The organism is Agromyces humi, assembly GCF_009720255.1.
Classification (GTDB): Bacteria; Actinomycetota; Actinomycetes; order Actinomycetales; family Microbacteriaceae; genus Agromyces; species Agromyces humi.
Map to the genome: position 1 here is coordinate 1 of NZ_WJSP02000625.1, position 1,408 is coordinate 1,408.

The 1,408-nt window shown below is 72.0% G+C and carries 2 protein-coding genes; one reads left to right on the forward strand and one right to left on the reverse strand.

Features of this window, described 5'->3' with window-relative positions:
* The coding region (locus GH736_RS22985; protein ID WP_203230927.1) for a glycosyltransferase family protein at positions 1-861 on the reverse strand (861 nt) is incomplete at its 3' end.
* Positions 862-1,065: 204 nt separating this feature from the next.
* On the opposite strand from GH736_RS22985, the gene GH736_RS22990 reads away from it, so the two are divergent.
* Positions 1,066-1,408: transferase (locus GH736_RS22990; RefSeq protein WP_159607342.1), on the forward strand; the 343-nt coding region annotated here is incomplete at its 3' end.

Below are 1,408 nucleotides of genomic sequence, written 5' to 3' on the forward strand. Positions count from 1 at the left end.
GGCGAGCGCGTCGAGCGTCGGCCGCACGAGGCGGCCGAAGTCGGCGTTGTCGATGGTGCCCTGCGTCACGTGCACGACGCGGCGGTCGCCGTCGAGCTCGCCCCACCACGCGGGCAGTTCGCCCGCCACGGGTGCCGGCGGCAGCACCGTGCCGACGAAGCGCAGGTTCGGCGACAGGTCGGTGCGGGGATACTCGAACTCGGCCGGCGAGAGCTGCAGGAAGCGGTCGAACCGGCGCGAGAAGTCGAGCACGAAGGCGTCGAGGTCGGGGCGGCCGAGCGAGCGCATGGTCTCGTTCGCGAGCCGCTGCGTCGCCCGGAACAGCACCCGCTGCACGAGCACGTTGAGCACGCGGTTGCGGAGCCGCCCGACGGCGCCGCGCATCGGTGCGAGGCCCAGGCCGTAGGGCGCGACATCCGGGCTCGACTGGCTGAGCGGCACCACCCCGACGGCCAGCACGGGCGGGTGGGTCCCCGGACCATCGAGGAGCAGCGGCAGGACGCCCGCGAACGCGGCGTCGACGAGGATCGCGTCGGGGGCGACCTCCGCCATCGCCGCCTCGACCGCGCGGAACTGGTCGGGCACCGTCCTGACGAAGATCGTCTGCACGTCGTACTGGAGCTTGCCGATGCCGCGGTGGCGATCGCGATCGGGCAGGTGCTCCGGCATGCGGCGGTCGTCGAAGTCGGCGATGCCGCCGAGGGCGCGGTGCGCGGCGCCGGTGGCCGTCACCGCGTCGTGGAAGCGGGAGCCGGTGAGCATGGTGACGTCGTGGCCGCGCGAGACGAGATCGCGGGCGATGGCGAGCAGGGGCGCGACGTGACCCTGGATGGGGCTCGCGCACAGGAGGTAGGTGGACATGTGCAGCGAAGCTACGAGCGTCCGGATGCCGCGACAAGCGATTCGGGCCCCGTTCGGTGCTGTCCCGGGCGAAGTTCAGGGCTGGCACCGAGCGGATTCGCAGCTGACGATCGGTTTTGGAGCGCAGGCTCGGGAATGCCCCGATCAGCCCAGAGGTTGTATCAATGTCCGGACGTGGAGCCACCACGTCGGAAGGAGGAGAACGTGGGCATCAGTTACGTCGAGTTCGAAGACGAAGCCGGAGTCCTGCGTCGCTACCGCAAGCACGCGAACGGGCGCGGCCTCGTGGCCACGACCGCGAAGGTGGACGCGACGGCATTCGTCGACCCGACCGCCTACGTCGACCCCGGTGCCGAGGTGCAGCGCGGAGCCCAGATCGGGCACGGCGCCTGGATCGACCGAGACGCCATCGTGGCGGAGCGGGCCGTGGTGGGCGTCAACGTGCACGTCGGTCGTCGCGCCGTGGTCGGCCGCAACGCCGTCATCGGCCCGTACGCCAGCGTCGGCGACGACGCGCGCGTGCAGAACGGCGCACGGGTCCCCCGCG